Annotated in this window: 20 protein-coding genes; 2 read left to right on the top strand and 18 right to left on the bottom strand. The window is 48.8% G+C overall.

Features of this window, described 5'->3' with window-relative positions; all coding sequences use genetic code 11:
* Positions 1-13: 13 nt before the first annotated feature.
* Positions 14-1,075 (top strand): polysaccharide deacetylase family protein, encoded by a 1,062-nt coding sequence (locus Q1B47_RS19840; protein WP_299797793.1) that lies wholly within the window; start codon positions 14-16, stop codon positions 1,073-1,075.
* Between the two features lie 33 nt (positions 1,076-1,108).
* Here the strand turns inward: Q1B47_RS19840 and Q1B47_RS19835 are convergent, their stop codons facing one another.
* The 12 genes from Q1B47_RS19835 to Q1B47_RS19780 all read right to left on the bottom strand — a co-directional run bounded on the left by Q1B47_RS19835 (position 1,109) and on the right by Q1B47_RS19780 (position 13,401).
* Positions 1,109-2,140 carry a chemotaxis response regulator protein-glutamate methylesterase gene (locus Q1B47_RS19835; RefSeq protein ID WP_299797790.1) on the bottom strand — a complete coding sequence of 344 codons (1,032 nt, stop codon included), beginning with the start codon at positions 2,138-2,140 and terminating at the stop codon, positions 1,109-1,111.
* A gap of 101 nt (positions 2,141-2,241) precedes the next feature.
* Complete coding sequence (locus tag Q1B47_RS19830; RefSeq protein WP_299797787.1) at positions 2,242-3,084, bottom strand: protein-glutamate O-methyltransferase CheR; 843 nt, start codon at positions 3,082-3,084, stop codon at positions 2,242-2,244.
* A gap of 41 nt (positions 3,085-3,125) precedes the next feature.
* Entirely contained in the window at positions 3,126-5,717 is a 2,592-nt protein-coding gene (locus tag Q1B47_RS19825; RefSeq protein WP_299797785.1) for a methyl-accepting chemotaxis protein, read from the bottom strand.
* Between the two features lie 23 nt (positions 5,718-5,740).
* Positions 5,741-6,292 carry a chemotaxis protein CheW gene (locus tag Q1B47_RS19820; protein ID WP_299797781.1) on the bottom strand — a complete coding sequence of 184 codons (552 nt, stop codon included), beginning with the start codon at positions 6,290-6,292 and terminating at the stop codon, positions 5,741-5,743.
* A gap of 51 nt (positions 6,293-6,343) precedes the next feature.
* Positions 6,344-8,395, bottom strand: a complete 2,052-nt coding sequence (locus Q1B47_RS19815; protein ID WP_299797779.1) for a chemotaxis protein CheA — start codon at positions 8,393-8,395, stop codon at positions 6,344-6,346.
* Positions 8,396-8,439: 44 nt separating this feature from the next.
* Positions 8,440-8,802, bottom strand: coding sequence for a response regulator (locus Q1B47_RS19810; protein ID WP_299797777.1), 363 nt, complete (start codon positions 8,800-8,802; stop codon positions 8,440-8,442).
* On the bottom strand, positions 8,799-9,095 hold the full coding sequence (locus Q1B47_RS19805; RefSeq protein WP_299797775.1) for an STAS domain-containing protein: 297 nt from the start codon (positions 9,093-9,095) through the stop codon (positions 8,799-8,801). Before Q1B47_RS19805 ends, Q1B47_RS19810 begins: the two co-directional genes overlap by 4 nt.
* A 179-nt stretch (positions 9,096-9,274) precedes the next feature.
* On the bottom strand, positions 9,275-9,931 hold the full coding sequence (locus Q1B47_RS19800) for an SCO family protein (RefSeq protein ID WP_299797773.1): 657 nt from the start codon (positions 9,929-9,931) through the stop codon (positions 9,275-9,277).
* Positions 9,932-9,979: 48 nt separating this feature from the next.
* Positions 9,980-10,894, bottom strand: coding sequence for a heme o synthase (cyoE, locus tag Q1B47_RS19795; protein ID WP_299797770.1), 915 nt, complete (start codon positions 10,892-10,894; stop codon positions 9,980-9,982).
* Positions 10,895-10,973: 79 nt separating this feature from the next.
* Positions 10,974-11,960 carry a heme A synthase gene (locus tag Q1B47_RS19790; RefSeq protein WP_299797768.1) on the bottom strand — a complete coding sequence of 329 codons (987 nt, stop codon included), beginning with the start codon at positions 11,958-11,960 and terminating at the stop codon, positions 10,974-10,976.
* Positions 11,960-12,505, bottom strand: coding sequence for a hypothetical protein (locus Q1B47_RS19785; RefSeq protein ID WP_299797765.1), 546 nt, complete (start codon positions 12,503-12,505; stop codon positions 11,960-11,962). The genes Q1B47_RS19790 and Q1B47_RS19785 overlap by 1 nt, the downstream gene beginning before the upstream one ends.
* Before the next feature lie 173 nt (positions 12,506-12,678).
* A complete protein-coding gene (locus tag Q1B47_RS19780; protein WP_299797762.1) occupies positions 12,679-13,401 on the bottom strand; it encodes an SURF1 family protein in 723 nt (240 codons plus the stop codon).
* Between the two features lie 37 nt (positions 13,402-13,438).
* On the opposite strand from Q1B47_RS19780, the gene Q1B47_RS19775 reads away from it, so the two are divergent.
* Positions 13,439-13,657, top strand: a complete 219-nt coding sequence (locus Q1B47_RS19775) for a DUF2909 domain-containing protein (RefSeq protein ID WP_299797759.1) — start codon at positions 13,439-13,441, stop codon at positions 13,655-13,657.
* A 43-nt stretch (positions 13,658-13,700) separates the two neighbouring features.
* Here Q1B47_RS19775 and Q1B47_RS19770 read toward each other — a convergent pair whose 3' ends face one another.
* The 6 genes from Q1B47_RS19770 to lexA form a co-directional block, all read right to left on the bottom strand.
* The gene (locus Q1B47_RS19770) at positions 13,701-14,576 is read right to left on the bottom strand and encodes a cytochrome c oxidase subunit 3 (RefSeq protein ID WP_299797756.1); all 876 of its coding nucleotides are present in this window, start codon (positions 14,574-14,576) and stop codon (positions 13,701-13,703) included.
* On the bottom strand, positions 14,573-15,142 hold the full coding sequence (locus Q1B47_RS19765) for a cytochrome c oxidase assembly protein (protein ID WP_299797753.1): 570 nt from the start codon (positions 15,140-15,142) through the stop codon (positions 14,573-14,575). Before Q1B47_RS19765 ends, Q1B47_RS19770 begins: the two co-directional genes overlap by 4 nt.
* Before the next feature lie 2 nt (positions 15,143-15,144).
* Positions 15,145-16,746 carry a cytochrome c oxidase subunit I gene (gene ctaD, locus Q1B47_RS19760; RefSeq protein WP_299797750.1) on the bottom strand — a complete coding sequence of 534 codons (1,602 nt, stop codon included), beginning with the start codon at positions 16,744-16,746 and terminating at the stop codon, positions 15,145-15,147.
* A 9-nt stretch (positions 16,747-16,755) separates the two neighbouring features.
* Entirely contained in the window at positions 16,756-18,330 is a 1,575-nt protein-coding gene (gene coxB / locus Q1B47_RS19755) for a cytochrome c oxidase subunit II (RefSeq protein WP_299797747.1), read from the bottom strand.
* Positions 18,331-18,746: 416 nt separating this feature from the next.
* Entirely contained in the window at positions 18,747-19,259 is a 513-nt protein-coding gene (locus Q1B47_RS19750; RefSeq protein WP_299797744.1) for a SulA-like leucine-rich domain-containing protein, read from the bottom strand.
* Positions 19,256-19,876: a transcriptional repressor LexA gene (gene lexA / locus Q1B47_RS19745; protein WP_299797741.1), complete on the bottom strand. Its 621-nt coding sequence runs from the start codon at positions 19,874-19,876 to the stop codon at positions 19,256-19,258. The genes Q1B47_RS19750 and lexA overlap by 4 nt, the downstream gene beginning before the upstream one ends.
* Positions 19,877-19,890 lie beyond the last annotated feature (14 nt).

Below are 19,890 nucleotides of genomic sequence, written 5' to 3'. Positions count from 1 at the left end.
GAGGTTAATTTTTATGTTTAAAGGCGCTGTAATTAGGCTTCTGGTGTTGCTTGGTTGCTCAGTGTTTGGCTTTTCGGCTCACTCGGCAGTCATTTTACAGTATCACCATGTATCTGAAGATACGCCTGCGATCACCAGTGTTTCTCCGGCTCAATTTAGTGAGCAGATGGAGTATCTGGCCGAAAATGATTTTATCGTGACGCCACTCTCCGAAGTGGTTGACGCAATAAAGAATAAGAAGCCAATACCGGCTAAAACTATCGTGATCACTTTCGATGATGGTTATCAGAGCATAGCTAAAACGGCTCACCCTATTTTAAAGGAATATGGATTCCCCTACACGGTATTTGTCTCGGTAGAACCGATTCAAGCTAAGTACCGGGGGATGATGAGCTGGGACGAACTCATCAGGCTTTCGCAGGAGGGGGCCGAGATTGCGAACCATAGTTGGGGACACGAGCATCTGATACGTAAGTTGGAGGGCGAGTCTCAGGCTCAATGGCTGGCGCGTATTGAAGATAATATTCTCAAAACTGAGGAGGAGATAAGCAAGGCCACCGGGCAGAGCCATAAGATGTTGGCCTATCCCTACGGGGAGTATAACCAGGAGATAGAGTCTATGTTGAGTCAGCATGGCTTCGTTGGTCTGGGTCAGCAGTCTGGTGCAGCCGGTATTTACTCTCCGTTAACGGCATTGCCCAGATTTCCGGTAGCGGGTGTCTATGCCAAGCTGTCGAGTTTAAAGGTTAAAATGCATAGCTTGAATATGCCTGTCTTAGCTCAAACGCATAGTGATCCTGAATTGAAGGCGGGTCAGTGGCGTCCTGAATTAAGGGTGACTCTGGATATGTCAGATATCTATCCTCATCAAATAATGTGTTTCATACAGGGACAGGGAGCTAAGAAGCCACTATGGTTGAGTGCGAACGAATTCAGTATCCGAGCCGAGTTTGACCTGCCCGCAGGAAGGTCCAGGTATAACTGCACCGCACCGAGCAAGGGTGGAACGGGTTATTACTGGTTTTCACAGCCTTGGGTGAGAGCCAAGGATGATGGGACATGGATTGAGGAGTAAGAGCTGAAAGCCCGTGCCTCCAGCATTGCAAGTTTATGGGGCACTTTTCATTAATGACAGCAGCTTTGCCGGGATCCTGTCTATATGCAACTCCTCGCAATTGGCATCCAGCTCTACGGCTGCTCCCGGCATCCCCCAAACGACCGAGCTGGCTTCATCCTGTGCCAGGGTATAGGCGCCGGTGCGTTTCATATTTAACAAGCCCTTGGCTCCATCCTTACCCATACCTGTGAGGATAACCCCTAATGCCGATTTCCCGGCGGTTTCCGCCACGCTGTTGAATAGCACGTCGACAGAAGGTTTATGTCTGTTAACCGGCTCAGTATCTAAGAGCCGGGTATACAGCACACCTCCCTTTTCCTCTATGGTTAGATGTGCGCTTCCTGGTGCGATATAGGCTGTACCAGGGCTTAGCCTCTCCCCACCCTGGGCCTCGATAACCTTCATGCTGGCATGACTGTCCAGTCTTTTTGCAAACGAGGCACTGAATGCGGCTGGAATATGCTGCGCTATGACGACGGGAGGGATATCGGCTGGCAGTTGGCAGATTAAGCGTTGAATCGCTTCGGTGCCTCCGGTGGAGGCACCGATCGCGATCAACTGGTTCTGTGAACACTTTGCCGGTGTAGCACTTAATTTTGGCGGAGGCAGCGGGGAGCCGGGACGGACCTTGCTCTTGGCTGCAAAACGGACCTTCTCTATGAGCTCATCCCGATACTCCATCAGCCTGTTGGTCAGATCCGATTTCGGTTTAGATATGAAGTCAATTGCACCAAGGGAGAGCGCCTCCAGAGTCACCGCGGCTCCTTTTTCCGTCAGCGTCGAAACCATGATGACCGGCATGGGTCTGAGTTTCATGAGGTTACGCAAAAAAGCGATACCATCCATCTTAGGCATCTCGATATCCAGAGTCAGCACGTCGGGATTGACCTTTTTTATCAATTCTCTGGCTTCATATGGGTCTTCTGCCGCTCCAACGACCTCGATATCTGTGGTATCGCTAAGCAGGTGACTCAACAGTTGCCTGACGAGTGGAGAGTCATCAACGATCAGAACTTTTATCATAACCTCTATCCTTGTTGCTGCATTTGGTCAATCTGTGACCTGAGGTGAAATCTATTCTATGGAGTAAGGGGTACGCTGCAACAATAGCAGCAAGTTTATTCCTAGAGGTTAACAACCGAGCGTTTCGTCTGTTGCAACTTGTTTCCGCCATGCCCTATCGGTCTGTAAATGGTTTGGCCGATAAGATCAAAATCTTCGGAGATATGGGTCAATGTTTCGGAGTGACCGATGAAGAGGTATCCCTGCGGACTCAGCAGCTCCCTGAATCGGGAGATGATTTTTCTCTTCGTTTCATTATCAAAATAGATTAGAACATTGCGGCAAAAAATGATGTCGAACGGCCCCTTCATTGGCCACTCACCCAGTAGGTTAAGCTGTTTAAAGTGGATCATCTTCTGGATAGTTGAGCTCATCTGTATCTTTTGGCCATTGTCTGTTTGGCGTGCATACTTTTCGATATATCGGGCCGGTAAGTTGGTCACAGACTCTTTGGCATAGCTACCGACAGAGGCCTTACTGAGCACATTGGTGTCGAGATCCGTTGCCAGGATCTTGAGATCCCACTCGGCTCCTGAAAAATACTGCTCCAGAATCATGGCAATGCTGTAGGGCTCCTCACCGGTGGAGCAGGCTGAGGACCACACCCTGAGACGTCTGTTTTTGCCTTGTTTCCACTGAGGTACCACCTTGTTTTCCAGATACCTGAAGTGATGCTCCTCTCTGAAAAATGCTGTTAAGTTGGTCGTCAGCGCATTGACAAAGTTGATCATCTCGTCCGGCGTATTTTGGATATGAGAGCAGTATTGTGCAAAACTACCCAAGCTCAGTTGGCGTAATCGCCGGCTGAGTCTGGAATACACCATGTGCTTTTTCCTCTCGGGCAGCACAATACCGGTATTCTCATAGGCGAGACTTTGAATGAAATCAAAGTCTGCCTGTGTCATAGAAAATTCCTTTTCATCTATGATTTCCAATTGAGCGCCTCCTAAAACTCATTCCACTCTTCGCTACTGATATTCAGGTTCCCGTGAGTGTCTCCGGAAACAAGTGCGAGAGGGGCGGATTCGATCCCCGAAGTGGTTTGCTCTTTTGCCTGGAAGAAGCTGAGCTGGCTCTTCATGTTGCGGGCTTGCTCGGCCATTGCGTCTCCGGCTGCAGATACCTGCTCTACTAAGGCCGCATTCTGTTGCGTCATCTCGTCCATCTGCGAGATCGCCTTATTCACTTCTTGAATGCCTGAAGATTGCTGTTCCGAGGCGATGCTGATCTGACTGATCATGTCGGCGACTTTTGTGACGGCCTGAACAATGTCCTGCAGCGTGTCACCCGACTGGTTAACCAGCTGTGTACCGTCTGTGACCTTGCCTACGCTATCGCGTATCAGCTCTTTGATCTCTTTGGCCGCTCCTGCGCTGCGTTGAGCCAGATTTCGGACCTCACCTGCCACGACGGCAAAACCCCTACCCTGCTCTCCGGCTCTTGCTGCCTCTACTGCCGCGTTAAGCGCCAGCAGGTTGGTCTGAAAGGCTATCTCATCTATGACACCGATAATGTCAGATATGCGCTTACTGGAGTCATTGATCGCTTCCATGGCAGTAACGGCTTGCTCTACAACCTTGCCGCCATGATCGGCTTTTGAGTTGGCCTCCTGAGCCAGCTCATTAGCGATCGTTGCATTTTGAGCGCTCTGGGTCACCGTTGCCGTCATCTGTTCCATACTCGAAGCTGTCTCTTCGAGTGAGGCAGCTTGCTCTTCGGTTCGCTGACTAAGGTCGGCGTTGCCTTGTGCTATCTCTTCGGCGCCAGAGGTGACGGTATTGGCCGACTCATTGATCCCACCGATCACTTCGGTTAATCGTGATGCCGTAGCGTTAGCATCCTGCTGCAGCTTCTCGAATTGCCCCTCATATTCACCATTTATCTGGCGGGTAAGATCGCCTTTGGCCAGTCCGTCGAATACATTCACAACATCTGAAATTACGTTATCCGCAATGCCAACCAGTCGATTGAGACCATTGGAGAGGTTAAGGAAGAAACCCTCTTTCCCCTCTGTCGATACTCTGTGGCTTAAATCCCCCGCTGCCGCCGATGCAATAATGGTGTCTATCTCATGTTCGATGGCAACTTCTGCAGTGCGATCTGTCCACTCGACAACTGTACCTATGCTCTCTCCGCTATCGTCTTTTATTGGATTCGCAACCACTTTAAATGTGCGTCCGCCTACCTTGAGTTGGCTGGAGTAGGTGGTTGATAAGTTTGCCAGCAAGTTGCGTTGATGGCTGGGTTTTTTATGGAAGTCATCGATATTTACGCCGATGAGATTATTGCAGTCGAAGTTAGGCAGATCTTTCACTATATCTGCCTGGGCCGCTTTAAACATGCTTCCGACGGCATTGTTCATATAGATGATATTTAGGTCAGTGTCTGCGACCATGGTATTTGCAGAGACGTTATCGAGGGCTTGCTTAATGCGGGCATTTTCGGAGGCCAGTTTCCGTTCCTCGGCTTCTTTAGCCAATTTGGCGGTGACATCTTGCCACTCGACTACGGTTCCTGTGCGCTTACCGTTATTGAAAACCGGAGTCGCTATCAAGTTAAAATTCAGGCCTGCAACTTTGATACTTGTTTCATAACTTCCGGTTAAATTATCCAACACCTTTCTTTGATGAGATGGAGTTTTATGGAAGATATCTATGTTATTGCCAACAAGTGCTTTGACATTGAAGTCGGGAAGGCTCTGCTGAAGCGTCTTTTCATTATCTGCTAGCATCTCGTTGACGGATTCGTTGAGATAGATGATGTTATAGTCGGCATCGGCCATCATGACGTTAGCCTTACACACGTCCAGAGCCTGTTTTATACGACTCGTTTCGGAGGCAAGCCTCTGCTCCTCAGCCTCTTTGGCCAGTTTGGCTGTAACATCTTGCCACTCAACGACTGTGCCGGTCCGAACACCATTTAAAAATATCGGGCTGGCGATTAAGTTGAAGCTGAGCCCTGCGACCTCGATGCTAACCTCATAGCTCGTTTTCAAGCCATCGAGCATTCTTCTCTGGTGAGAAGGGTTCTTATGGAAAATATCGATATTTTTACCGATAAGATTTTTGGCATCGAAGTTTGGCAGATCTGCTCTAAGCGTCTGTTCATTTTCCTGCAGCATCTCGTTGACCGAGTCATTCATGTAGGTGATGTTGTAATCGGCATCGGCCATCATGACGTTTGTTTTACAAACGTCTAAAGCCTTGGTAATGGTCTCATTTTGCAGCTGTTTGTCGTGAATGTTATCGAGCTTATTGGTGAGCAGCTCCCAGTTTGGGATATCTATATCTGAAAAGTTTGTCTTCTCGCTGCTCCCCAGCGCCTGACTTATCTCACCTAGTGCCTGGTCGGATAATTTCTGCCTGTGGTTATGCTTCAGCAGTGCGGTGACAATGAGTATTGCCGCAACGATTTGGCTCGCAACGACCCAGGTTATCGCTTGTCCGGAAAAGGCCAATCCCGACGAGACGAGAATCAGGGCTACACCTGCAACGGATAAGTTGTTTGCATTGGATAGGTTAGAGTTTTGGGCTTCCATTCGTTTGTCCTCGTTATACCTGTTTATGCATTAACAGCTTGTGGCTGCTGGGCATCAATGTTGTTGATTAAGTTAGAAAGTTGGGAGGCTTCTGGCAGTACTTCACTGCCAAGCAGCATATTTATGTCCAGTAAGATCACCATCTTATCTTCGGCATTAGTCAGCCCTTTGATGAAGCCAAGATTCGTGTCGTCACCAAAGTCTGGCGCATCACGCACATCGGCATCATTTACACTGAAAACATCGGAAACGGCATCGACGACAATGCCTATGACTTTGTGCTCATCATTCATGGCAACCTTAACGACGATGACCACGGTTGTAGCTCCATAGTCAAGACTTTCAATACCAAACCTCTGCCTCAGATCTATGATCGGTACTATGGTTCCTCTGAGGTTAATAACCCCTTTTACATGGCTCGGTGAGTTTGGGATGACAGTTGTCGCTTCCCAGCCCCTTATCTCCTGAACCGATAGAATATCGACGCCGTACTCTTCGTTAGCCATGATGAATGTTAAATATTGTTGACTGGCATCATCCATACTGGCCTGTTCCTGTTGGGTAAGCTCTGTCATATTTTCAAGCTCCATCTTCCTTGTTTGCAGTGAGGATCACTCCGTCACAGTTTAAGCTGCATGTTCATTGGTATTAGTGATGCCTGCCAGGCTGACTAAGCCTGAAATATCGATAATCAGTGCTACGGTCCCATCACCGAGAATCGTGGCCCCGGAAACACCGGGAACCTTGCTGTAGTTGGCTTCCAGACTCTTGATCACGACCTGTTGCTGAGATAACAGTTCATCGACCAGCAGGCCGACTTTTTCATTATTGGAGTCGACAACCATGACCAGGCCATCTTTGATCTCGGTGGCATCGGCTTCATGATCAAACTCTTGAAACACTTTAATCACAGGAAGGTATTCCTCCCTCAGCCTTATCAGTTCATGACTCTCACTGATTCGATTGATCCGTTGTGGCTCCACCTGCAGAGACTCATGGATCGAAACCAGTGGAACAACATAGGTATGCTTACCTATTCGGACCAGTTGGCCGTCGAGAATTGCCAGGGTCAGGGGTAAACGGATAGTGAAACGGCTTCCTTTATCCTGCGTCGACTGAAGTTCAATAGTGCCATTCAGCTCATTGATGTTCCGGCGCACAACATCCATTCCGACACCTCTGCCGGATAGGTCAGAGACGGAGTCCGCGGTAGAGAAGCCAGCCTTGAAAATGAGTTGATGAATAGCCTCCGTACTAAGCTCTTCATCCTCAGCAACCAGTCCTTTATCTCTTGCCTTTTGCAGTATCCTTGCGGTATCGAGTCCGGCCCCGTCATCAATGATCTCGATAATGATATTACCGCCCTGGTGGAACGCGTTGAGCGTAATGCTTCCTGTTTCCGGCTTGCCTTTACTGAGCCTTATCTCGGGTGTTTCAAGCCCATGATCCAGTGAGTTTCTGACAAGGTGGACCATAGGATCGACAATCTTCTCCATTACAGTCTTATCCAGTTCGGTGTCTTCTCCTCTGAGGATTAGATCGACCTTCTTTCCCAGTTGCTGACCGATATCTCTTACGAGTCTGGGGAAGCGGTTGAAGGCAAAGCTGATGGGGAGCATTCTGATCTGCATGACGCTTTCCTGAAGATCCCGGGTATGTGAGGCAAGCTGTTCAAGACCTTGCTTCATAGATAGTAGAGACTCTTCATCTATCTCATCTTGCTGGCCTATCTGGCCTAACATCGCCTGAGTAATGACCAACTCACCAACCATGTTGATGAGTAGATCAATTTTTTCGATGCTGACCCTGATTGAGCCGGCCTCGGGGGATTTAGATTGTGAAACAACTTTGGGTTTCTTAGTGTCGTCGGAACTGTTCTTTGTTTCACAATTAGGTTCCGCTATCCCGGTTGCAGGGGGTGCCGGCGGGATTTGTTGGGCACTGACTTCAGCGGTATCTGGCCCGGATGAGTGGTACTGAATGATGCATTCATCTTCGACCCATTCGAATACCTCCCTCAGCCGTTCAACTTTCTGATCTGTGATCAGCTCAAGGTGCCAATTGAGGTAACAGGCTTCGGGATCGATATCGGTAAAATCCGGATACTCTTCATCCGCCAGTTTAACCGTGAGTTCTCCAAGCTGTTTTAGCTCGGTGAACATGAGTAGAGGGTCGTTGCCGCAACGCAGGATGTCAGTTCCGGCCTGAAAGTCTATCTGCCAGTTAAGTTCATTCGAGGCTGGAGCTGTATCAGATTCGATAATGTCATTTTTATCAGTGATCCCGCTTCCCTGCTCCAGCTCCTGAGTAAAGCGTTTCTCTAGCTGCGATAGCAGGGGATCATCGAATTCAACCTTGCGCATCAGGGCATCGATCATATTGCGTAGCAGGTCAACCGACAGAAGGAGTATGTCCTGATGCTCACTCGTCATCTGGCGTCGGCCGTCTCTAATCTCATCGAGTAGGGTTTCGAGCAGGTGTGTGTAGTTCGCGACCTGTGTGAAGCCGAATGTGGCGCTGCCCCCCTTTATGGAGTGTGCAGCCCTGAAGATAGTGTTGATTGATTCATCATCCGGCTCATTGATATCCAGTTTGAGTAACTCCGACTCCATGTTTTCTAAGCCTTCCAAACTTTCTTCGAAGAAAACCTGGCTAAATTGACTGAGATCGATTTCCATATTCCCTTGCCGCCGTTATATCCATTAGATGAAGTGACTTCTGTTTAACCCAGTACTTTACGAACCGTTGCCAGTAGCTGGTCCGGGTTGAAGGGTTTTACAATCCAACCGGTAGCACCTGCTGAGCGTCCCTCCTGCTTCTTATCGGTACCGGACTCTGTTGTCAGCATCAGCAGAGGGGTAAACTTATAAGCTGGTAGCGTTCGAAGGTTTCGGATGAGAGTGAGTCCATCCATGACTGGCATGTTCACATCAGATATGACCAAGTCGTATTCACCCTTCTGTGCAACTTTCAGTGCTTCATCACCATTGCTGGCTTCAGTGACATCGAAGCCTGCTGTTTTAAGTGTGAAGCCAACCATCTGGCGCATTGAAGCCGAGTCGTCGACAGCTAATATCTTTTTCATAGGAGCTCCTCCTGTGTCTCAGTTTTCAGTTCAGGGATGACGATGCCCAGACTAGCCAGGTTAGTTACCAGTTCGGCTTGACCTCCTCTCCATTCAACCTTGAGAGCGCGGGCACTGCATGTTTTGGAAAACAGATAGAGGAGCTGTGCTCCAGCGGTATCGACACGGGCTAGTTGACTGAGATCTATAGGGAGTAATTTATCTTTTGTTAATAACTCAGATAGCTGAGAGAAGATGGGTTGAATATTTCTGATTGTTAACTCTGAATCTAATTTTATGGTTTGATCCGTCATCTGCATTTCCTTTGAATAACTTGCTTATCCCTGCAATATCAAAAGATAGTCGGCAAATGAGGGGATTTCCTCCTTTGGATAATATTTTTTTAGCCACACTTATGTTAGGAAATATTTCTTGATAGTCGCAGCTGGTATTAATGTCAAATCTTGGGCTAACGCTTTGTTTTTAAAGGGGACTACCTTTGGTGCTTTTGAGTGATCCAAGCTATGTCAGAGATAAGAGCCTGAGAGGAGATTTGGGGCAGGGTACCGGCCGATGATGACTTAGGTTTTATGATGGCAATATTTTCTCCCTCCGGGGAGATAAGCGCCATCGATGCGCTGTGATCCACCTGATAGTTTTCTCCCTCACCGACCATGGCATAAACAAAGCCGAGACTACGAGTGAGCGGAAAGAGTTGCTTGTGGTCTCCGGTTAATGCGATGAACTCGGGGTTAAAGAAATTCATATAGTTTAGTAACTTTTCCCGGTTATCCCTTTGGGGATCAACCGAGAGAAAAATAATCTGTATATCCGCTGATTTTCGTAGCTCGGGATACGCCGCAGAAAGCTTAGCCATTGTGGTCGGGCACACATCGGGACAGGAGGTATAGCCGATGAAAAAAAGGCTCCAACGGCCCTTAAGATCGGCATTGGTGAAAAGGGAGCCATCTTGTTTTGTCAGCGCAAAGCTTGGCAATGCTTTCGGAGTCGGGTAGATGAATCCGTTTGATAAGGCCATCTGACTCAGCATGTTATCATTGGAGCGAAATTTGAGCGCCGTGACACTGCCCAAACCGATAATGAAGAGGCCTGAGAGTAAAACCAACACAATAAAGAGATGTTTATTCATCGTCTGCGGTTATCCTTTGGTTGGAGTTGAGATCTCCAAACACCCGAGTTATGCCCATAGGTAATGGTCTGCTAAAAGAACGATGAAGAGTAACATCAGGTGATAGATCGAGAAGCGAAATACCTGCATTGCTAAACCCGGCTTATCATCATACTTTAGCTCCCAGGCCTTATAGATAAAGCCACAGCTCAGCAGGGAGGAACCGACCAGGTATATCGGTCCGCACATGCCTACCAATACGGGGAGAAGGCAGGCGATCGCCAGTAGTATCGTGTAGAGCAGAATGCAGGTCTTGGTAAACTCTGTTCCGTGAGTGACCGGAAGCATAGGAATATCGACCTTGGCGTACTCGGCTTTTCTATGGATTGCGAGAGCCCAGAAGTGGGGCGGCGTCCAGGCAAAAATGATGATAACCAGTAACAGCGCATCTCCATGAAACTCACCGGTCACAGATGTCCAGCCCAGCAGGGGTGGCATAGCTCCGGCTAAACCTCCGACTACAATATTTTGAGGGGTAGCTCGCTTAAGGTAAGCGGTATAAACAAGGGCGTAACCGATTAAACTCGCAAAAGTCAGCCAGGCGGTAAGTTCATTGACCAGGGTGTAGAGTAAAGTAAAGCCTAAGGTCGCCAGCGTGATTGAGAAGGTGAGCGCCTTAGGGATGGATACTCGTCCCTTAGGGAGAGGGCGATTATAGGTACGAGCCATCAGCCCATCTATTCGTCGGTCGATTAGATGATTAAATGCCGCGGCGGCCCCGGCCATCATTCCGATCCCCGTCATACCTATGACTAAAGGTTGTAAGGGCACACTCCCCGGAGTGGCGAGACACATGCCGACCAAAACCGTAAGTAACATCAGCGCGACCACCTTAGGTTTTGTCATTTCGTAATATGGCCTCCATACAAAGGCACTGATTTTACTGCCGGCAGGAGCCGATGAAATTGAAACTTGTTTTGCCATGCCACACCTCGCCTGGGTTATATGCCTCTTAAATTTTAGCGCCTTCCTCGTGTACGGGTATCTACTTCAACCTTTGCATTCAGGCTTTACGCCACAGGATGTAGTTAATAAAAATCAGATTCATGAGTAAGAACAGGGCACCTGCGTTATGGGATACGGCGATCCCCAGAGGCAGATGTAAAACGACATTGCTGATCCCCAGCCCGACCTGCACTATGACCAGCAGGACCAACAGTTGAGCGGAGTGCTTAAGTTGAGGAGACTGTGACAGGGTATGCAGTCTGAAGGCCAGCCAAAGTAAGATTATGGCGGTAACTATGGCTCCGAATCTGTGGGTCACATGGATAGTCATCCGGGAAGCATAATCTAATACCCCGAATTCATAGCTGTCGTGTGCGCCCTGAAAAGGGTTGAAAGCCTGAATCAGGCGCAAGTTGGAGTACCAGTCGCCCTCACAGATAGGCAGAGAGGTACATGCCAGAGCGGCATAGTTAGACGAAGTCCAGCCTCCAAGAATTATCTGTAGAGTGAGTATACTTAATGCGCCAACAGCCAGTGGAGCCAGCTTTCTTGCCCTGGGATCTCCTCCGGGAAGCCTTATTGGTTTTGTTCTTAGGTAGAGCAGGAGCAGTAGGGCCATCAGAGTGAAGCCGCCGATAAGGTGAGACATGACGACCACAGGCATCAACTTCATCGTAACCGTCCACATGCCTAGTGCAGCCTGAAACAGAATGAGGAGCGCGATGAGTAGAGGAAGTTTTTTTGGGGTATCCTCTCTTTTCAGACATAACACCAATATCATTAGTACTAACAACCCGAGTGCTCCGGCGATATATCGGTGGAGCATCTCCAGCCAGGCTTTTTCAGGTTCAATGTCATGTTCCGGGAATGCATCCTGTGCCTGTGCTAATTCATGACTTTCGGTCGGGACCTTAAGCATGCCATAACATCCGGGCCAATCCGGGCAACCCAGACCTGCATCAGAGAGCCGTGTATACGCTCCCATGAGAATTACGCAGAGGGTAAATACTAAGGTTGCGCTTAGAAACAGAGATAAACCTTTCATTAGCCGACCCTCGATAACTTAAGCATCTTTCTCAGATCCTTTACCAGGGCTTTCCCCTGTGAAATCTGTTTTGAGCGACCCGATACCTTTGGATATCGCATGACCAAGCTCCCCAGAGGATCGACGATGATCATCTGTTGGTCATTGAGCATCTCTACCATTGCGCTGTTGGCTGTTACCGTTGCAAAGGAGTGAGATGTTAATGCAGAGGTGTCACTGTTTTCAGCCAACATGATCAAGGTATGAACCCTGCTCTGTTCTCGGCCGAGTGCGACATGGCTCTGTTTCAGAATATAGAGGCGGTCCTGACATAGGGCATCGCAATGAGCCGGTAGCAGGTAAAGTAGCTGCCACTCGCGTGGTTTTGGGTTTTCCATTGACAGGCTGGCATAGCTGGTCGCGGGGGAGAGTAGTTCACCTCCATTTGTTGCCCCACCGTTATAGAGGTTCAGGCTGAGCACTACCTTGGCGACCGCCACCGGAAGAATAAACACTAATAACAAGATGATTAGTGGTTTGAAACCGCTCTTTTTGGGGGAGTTCATACTTTCTCCTCTGGCTAGATACCCGATTAAGCGCCCAAAGAGAGGCCCTAAATGAGGAATGCTAAACGTGTTTCCCGAGACGGCTAGGAAAGGATATTGTGATAGATATCGCTTAAATCCTAACCTACTTGTTCTTGTTTCTATTGGCAATAGTCGTCGGATTGATAATCATTTTAGTTTTCTGTTGGACTATTATCTGTCTGTTCTCTCTTTCTTTTTTGGCCGTAAATAAAGAATAGAACCAATACAGCCAATGCGAAAGCCATCGAAAACCACTGCAGGGCATAACCTCTGTGCTTGTGGGCCCCAAGTGGAATCGGTCTCCAGGGATGAGGCAGGTCGATGCCACTAATCTGTTCCGGTTGTAGTACGGCAGAGGCGATAGTGTGGTTTACCAGTTGGCTGATTTCGACAATGTTGAGGTTTTGGATCCGACTAGGCCAACCGGTTTCAGCCATGAGCGAGCTGCTCATTGGGTTACTCTGCTTTTGATACAGCCTGCCCGTAAAACTCTGTGCCTCGGTGACGTGGGGGATATCGGGCAGCTTTGCACGGTCTGGCCCCGCAGGAACAAAACCTAACTCGACCAATAGCCAGGGAGTATCGGGACTGACCTCAAAAAGCTGAAGAGCCAGATAGCCAACCTTTCCTTTAAATGTTTGGTTATCCAGGATAAAAACTTTATTTTCAACCGGATGTGCCGTGACTGTCATTCGGTATCCTGTTAATGGCTCAGCCGTCGGTAGTGATAGCAAGTCGCTATAGGTGAGTGGAGCGGCCGCCTGACGAGCCGTTAACTGATCCTGCCACTCCTCTTTCTCCACTGCACGGGACAACTGCCAAAATCCTAACTTGACCATCAGTAGAAACAGACTCACAGTAATAATAAAGAGCAATGCTCCCGCTCTCCCCGGATACCATTGAGGATAACGCGTGAATACACTATTAGTTTTTAAATTAATTTTAGTTCTGCTACTGCTATTCATTGTCTTTAATCTGGCCAGAGCCCTGTTCGTAATGGTGAAAGGGGACAGTAAAGCACCTATGGCTCACCTGCTGGGGCGTAGGGTTATCTTCTCCTTGCTGGTGGTTGTATTAATACTCATAGCATTGGGAGCCGGGGTTATTACCCCAAATTCCAGACCCTATTGATTGACGCAATCTGTTCACTGCCTGGGCCTCCCTGAAATCAGGGCTAAAGGACATAGACGAAGATAAACAGACACAGCCACACTACGTCGACGAAGTGCCAATACCAGCTACCCGCTTGAAACGCAAAGTGTCTATCCGGGGTAAAGTGTCCCTTTAATACCCTGACAAAGAGCACAAAAAGAAACAGGGTTCCCAGGGTGACATGCATGCCATGAAAGCCTGTCAGTAAGAAAAATGTATTGCCATAGATGCCGGACGAGAGCGTCAGTCCCATCTCCCGGTAAGCGTGGATATACTCTTCGGCCTGCAACACCAGAAAGAATATACCGAGTACTATGGTGACTCCCAGCCATAGCGCGATGGCTGAGCGCTTGCCTTTTTCCAGGCTCAGATGTGCGAGATGTAATGTGATGGAGGAGGTCAACAGAATGATGGTGTTGTATAGCGGCAGCCCAGTCCAACCCATGGCTTGGGTCTCAGTTCCCCCAGGTGTCGTCAGCAGGGGCCACATGGCTTCAAATCCCGGCCAGAGAACCTCATTGGTCATGGCATTGTTAGAGTCTCCGCCCAACCAGGGAACCGCTATCATACGGGCGTATAGTAGTGCGCCAAAGAAGGCGGCGAAGAACATCACCTCTGAGAAGATAAACCAACTCATTCCCTGTCTGAAGGAGCGATCCATCTGTTGGGAGTAAAGCCCGCTCATTGATTCGGCAATAACGGTTCTGAACCAGCCAAAAATCATGAATATGATAACGGCTATGCCTGCGAGCAGGATGACTCCGCCGCTGCTTCCGTCGGTTTTAAGTTGCTGTACGTAACTTCCTGCACCAAATGCGATAAGGAATAATCCTATGGCACCAATAATTGGCCATGCACTCTGTGCGGGTACATAATAGTTTTCGTGCTTACTTGTCATTTTGCTGCTCCTTGCTCTACAGCGCCGATATATTCACGGTCGGTGATGTTGTAGAGGGTATAAGAGAGAGTCAGTGTCGTTATGGATTTTGGAAGATCCGGATCCACATAGAATATCAGTGGCAACTCTGCACTGGCTTTTGCCGTTAATCTCTGCTGATTAAAGCAAAAGCATTCGGTTTTATTGAAGTAGGCGGCTCCCTGCCCGGGAGACACCGAGGGAATGGCTTGTCCCACGAGATCGTTCATGGAAAGGTTTCTGGCCTTAAAGTTAGTGCGAACTAACTCTCCCGGATGAACCCGCATCCGTGTAACTTCAGGTTTAAACTCCCAAGGCAGATCACTTTGTATCTGTGCCATAAACTCAACGGTAACAGTCCTGTCCCTATCGATCGTTTTGGCCTCATAACTGCTGGCCGTACTCTGAGTCTTTCCGTTTATTCCAAGCTGCTCACAGAGTACGTCATACAGAGGGACAAGAGCGAAACCAAAGCCGAACATGCCTATAGCTGCTGCAATGAGCCAGCCGATAAGCTTGCGGTTCGCGTTCACCTGGTTGCCTGTCATGACTACTTAATCTCAGGAGGTGTAGAGAAAGTATGATAGGGGGCGGGACTTGGGAGGGTCCACTCCAGACCTTCTGCCCCATCCCAGGGTTTTGCCACCGCCTTTTCGCCTCCGCGAATACACTTGAGTACAACCGCCAGGAAGATTAACTGTGAGAGGCCGAAGGCGAAACCGCCGATCGATACTATCTGATTCACATCAGCAAATTGAACGGCATAATCTGGTATGCGTCTTGGCATCCCGGCTAAGCCTAAGAAATGCATGGGAAAAAACAGTACATTGACCGAGATCACCGAGCACCAGAAGTGAATCCGCCCCAGCTTCTCGTCATACATGTTTCCGGTCCATTTAGGCAGCCAATAATAGGCCCCCGCCATGATAGAGAAAATTGCCCCGCTGACGAGCACATAGTGGAAGTGAGCCACCACAAAGTAAGTATCGTGGTACTGAAAATCTACCGGCGTGATCGCCAGCATCAAGCCGGAAAACCCTCCTATGGTGAACAGTATGATAAAGGCCACCGCGAATAGCATGGGGGTTTCGAAGCTGATAGAACCACGCCACATGGTTGCCACCCAGTTAAATACCTTAACGCCTGTCGGTACCGCGATGAGCATAGTGCAATACATGAAAAAAAGCTCGGCGAATACCGGCATGCCGGTAGTGAACATATGGTGTGCCCACACGAGGAAGGAGAGAATGGCGATGCTTGCCGTGGCGTACACCATGGAGGAGTAACCAAACAGCCGCTTGCGGCTGAAGGCGGGAATGATCGCGGAGATGATCCCGAAAGAGGGTAAGATCATGATGTAAACTTCGGGGTGACCGAAGAACCAGAAAATATGCTGGAACATCACGGGATCGCCGCCTCCGGCTGCATCGAAGAAACTGGTGCCAAAGTACTTATCCGTTAATACCATAGTTACAGTACCGGCTAATACCGGCATCACAGCTATCAATAAAAATGCGGTGATCAGCCAGGTCCAGACAAATAGTGGCAGCTTCATCCATGTCATGCCCGGGGCACGCATATTTACGATAGTGACGATCACATTTATCGCCCCCATTATTGAGCTCATCCCCATGATATGGACAGAAAATACAAACAGAGCCGTGCTATCAGGACTGTAGGTTGTCGACAGTGGCGCATAGAAAGTCCAGCCGAAGTTAGGACCCCCTCCCTCCATAAACAGTGAGCTGAGCAAGATGGCGAAGGCAAAGGGTAATATCCAGAAACTCCAGTTATTCATTCTCGGGAGGGCCATATCCGGGGCCCCGATCATCATAGGTATCAACCAGTTCGCCAGCCCGGTAAAGGCCGGCATTACAGCACCGAATACCATGATCAGCCCATGCACTGTGGTCATCTGGTTAAAAAAGTTGGGCTCAACCAGCTGAAGTCCGGGTTGGAACAGTTCGGCGCGAATAACCATGGCCATAGCCCCGCCGGTCAGGAACATGATGAAGCTGAACCAGAGGTAGAGTGTTCCAATATCTTTATGGTTTGTTGTAAAGAGCCAACGCTTGATCCCTTTTGGCGCCTCATGATGATCGTCATGGTGAACATCTTGGGCTGCTGGTGAGTCTTGTGTAATTGTGCTCATTTTTATCCCTTACTTTCCGTGACCAACAACGTCAGAGGCTTGAACGGCATCACCGGAGTCATTACCCCATGCGTTGCGCTCGTAAGTTACTACTGCAGCTAACTGTTGTGGCGTAAGTAGCGCGCTAAATGGCTGCATTGCAGTTCCCGCTTTACCATTGATGACAACATCAAGGTGATCGCTTATAGGGCCTGTGATCACCGGGCTGCCGACTAATGAAGGAAAGGCGCCGGGTAATCCCGTGCCAGCCGCCTGATGACAAGCGGTACAATGAGTCATATAGACCTTCTCACCCATGGCCATTAGTTCATTCATCGTTAGGTCATCTAAAACAACTGCTTTAACTTCCTCAATAACTTGGTTTACCGTTTCGGTCACAGCGGTATTAACTTGACCTGATTCGGGCTGGTTTGCAGAAAGGGTGACTGGGGTTGCCGGAGCGGAAGCGCCAGAGTCTGCAGAACCGGCCTCCCCCGAGCTGACATCGGCGGCTTGAACCGTATCGCCGGAGTCATTGCCCCAGGCATTGCGCTCATATGTCACCACGGCTGCGATTTCGGTTGCGGTCAGTTGCTTAGCGAAAGCTTGCATGGCCGTTCCGGCTTTACCATTGACCACGATATCGATATGCTCCGTGACAGGCCCTTTGGTAATAGGGCTACCGATAAGAGAGGGGAACACACCGGGTAGACCTGCTCCATTAGGCTGATGACAAGCGGCACATTGAGCGAGGTAAATTTGCTCACCTTGAGCCATGAGCTCTTCCATGCTCAAAGTTTGAGAAAGTGCAGCTTCCGCTTCAGCTTTTGCATCATTCGCCTGCTGTTTCTGAGCAATCAGCCATTCATCAAACTCTTCTTCTGTAACAGCCTGGACTACAATGGGCATAAAGCCGTGATCTTTGCCGCAAAGCTCGGCACATTGGCCGCGGTAAAAACCTGGCTTGTCGATCCGTGTCCAGGCTTCATTGATGAACCCCGGGTTGGCATCTTTTTTTACTGCAAATGCCGGCACCCACCAGGAGTGGATAACATCTTCTGAAGTCATCAGAAATCTGACTTTCTTGTTCACCGGTAGAACCAAAGGCTTGTCGACTTCAAGCAGGTAATTTTCACCTTTCTCTTCGCTGCCCTCTATCTGTTCTCTGGGGGTGGATAGCAGGCTATAGAATTCGATCTCATGGTCGAAATAGCTGTAATGCCACTTCCACTGAGAACCGGTGACTTTGATGGTAATATCGGCATCGGAGGGATCCTCCATTGCGATTAAGGTCTTGGTAGCTGGAATCGCCATAAGAATCAGGATGATGAAAGGAACCAGTGTCCAGGCTATCTCGACTTTGGTGCTTTCGTGGAAGTTGGCAGCGACGGCGCCTTTAGACTTTCTATGGTTGATCATCGCATAGATCATCACACCAAAAACCAGAACACCGATAACGCAACAGATGTACAGAATGATCATGTGCAGGTTGTACACCTGCCCACTGATCTCTGTTACCCCTTGAGTCATATTCAGGGGCATATCAGCTGCCAAGATAGATGGCGCAAATAAAAACACCGGCAAACCATACCACTTTTGCTTCACTAGACTTCTCCTCTGTCATTCAAAGACAAAGAAGAGTCACACAGTAAGTCTCTGCTCTATGCAAACTCTTCAGTTCCCAAAAAAGCAACGATGACTTCAAAGTGCGTTGGCGGTTTTACTCATTATCTGCAAAGCTAAGCAGTCTTTTTACTGCCAGGGTGAACCACATCTGCACTTTACGGCTGAATATATCCGTTCCGATTTCGACCCGTTGGTCAATGCACTTATGTTCCAGAGGATTGACTTATTTCATAGATGGCTAAATCGATTGGATATAACAAATTATCATAGTTACAGACTTAAACTTACTTGCTGGACAAATATTGATCAAGATCAATAATTAAAGTTTTTTTTAAATGTAGGCACAAAAAAGCCCCGTCTATGGGGGCTACTTATAAAGTGATGATTAATTTAGCTTAATGTAATGAACCGAAAAGAGTTGGTTGGTTAAGAGCGTCGATGCTGCTAGCGTGGGCTTTTCCATGTAAGTGGGCATTAGCATCTTCAATAACGATCCCCACGGCCCGAGCTCTCTTTGCGACGATCTGCAGACGGCGATTATCTCTCGCATCTAAAGAGTGGGTCCAGCTGATAACCGCACTGGATGTACCACTTGTCAGTGCTTTCTCCATGGCCCAGAGTGTTTCTACTTCATCCTTTCCATGAACGAGCAGGACCCTGTCCATTCTTACTCCGGCATCGGTTAATACCTGTTTGTAACCTATGTTCGGAGGACTAATCAGCACAATCCACTGCCCTTGATGGCTCAATGAAGCCAGTTGAGCACTCACCATCTTCAGTTCATCACGCCCTTGGGTATGTGTTGTGACTGATGAGACACTGCAGCCCTGGAGTTCACTCGATAGAGAATCTTCAGGGTTTACCCATAAACCGGGATGACGTGGACTGTTGCCGACTAATGATTTCATTGCCAATCTCCATTTCTGATAACGCCAACGGCTAAACCTTCTATGCTCAGGCTCTGGCTGGTAAGGTCGACGACTATCGGGGAGTATTCCTCATTTTCAGCATGTAGATATACTGTGCTGCCCCGCTGTTCGAACCGTTTTACCGTAACGTCATCTTCAACCCGTGCGACAACGACCTGCCCATTACGGGCCTGTTCGGCTTTATGAACTGCAAGAAGATCACCCTCGAGTATGCCGATATCTTTCATACTGTCTCCACGTACTCGGAGAAGAAAGTCGGCACTGGGACGAAACATGGCTGGATCGACCTGATAATGTTGTTCGACATGTTCCTGAGCGAGTATGGGCTCTCCTGCCGCAACTTGTCCTATCAAAGGTAGGCCAAGTTCCTCTTCGTTTTCATCATCTTGGGTTAGTCTGATACCACGAGATGTGCCCGGCATAATCTCAATGCAGCCTTTTTTTGCTAATGCCTTAAGGTGCTCTTCGGCAGCATTGGCACTCTTGAACCCTAAGCGCTTCGCGATCTCTGCACGGGTAGGCGGCATGCCTGTGTCAGCGATGTTGCGCTTAATCAGTTCAAGAATTTCGGCTTGTCTCGGTGTTAATGGTCTCATGGCGAGTCCTGTCT

The sequence above is a fragment of the uncultured Shewanella sp. genome, assembly GCF_947501225.1.
In the GTDB taxonomy this organism is placed as follows: domain Bacteria; phylum Pseudomonadota; class Gammaproteobacteria; order Enterobacterales; family Shewanellaceae; genus Shewanella.
The sequence above is the reverse complement of the archived record's forward strand: the minus strand, read 5'-3'. Positions and strand labels throughout refer to the sequence as shown.